Here is a 485-nt window from a genome sequence, read left to right as displayed (position 1 = left end):
GACTACCGGGGTATCTAATCCTGTTTGCTCCCCTAGCTTTCGCAGCTGAGTGTCAGTAATAGTCCAGGTACCTGCTTTCGCCATCGGTGTTCCTCCTGATCTCTGCGCATTTCACCGCTACACCAGGAATTCCAGTACCCTCTCCTATACTCAAGTCTGGCAGTATCTGTTGGCCTCTCCCCGTTAAGCAAGGAGCTTTCACAACAGACTAACCAAACCACCTACCTGCCCTTTACGCCTAGTAATTCCGAGTAACGCTTGCCACCTTCGTATTACCGCGGCTGCTGGCACGAAGTTAGCCGTGGCTTATTCGCCTGGTACATTCATTCCCTATATTTCTATAGGGCGGTTAGTCCCAAGCAAAAGGAGTTTACAATCCGAAGACCTTCGTCCTCCACGCGGCGTCGCTGGATCAGGGTTTCCCCCATTGTCCAAAATTCCTCACTGCAGCCTCCCGTAGGCTGTCTCTTATACACATCTGACGG

1 rRNA gene is annotated in these 485 nt (G+C 51.8%); it reads right to left on the bottom strand.

Annotation, left to right across the window (positions count from 1 at the left end):
• Nucleotides 1-485, bottom strand: a 16S ribosomal RNA gene (locus ACTHSL_RS12925); the annotation flags it as partial.

This window comes from Neisseria sp. P0008.S010 (assembly GCF_051962715.1).
Lineage (GTDB): Bacteria > Pseudomonadota > Gammaproteobacteria > Burkholderiales > Neisseriaceae > Neisseria > Neisseria elongata.
Note: the sequence above shows the minus strand (reverse complement) of the source record. Positions and strands in the feature narration are given on the sequence as shown.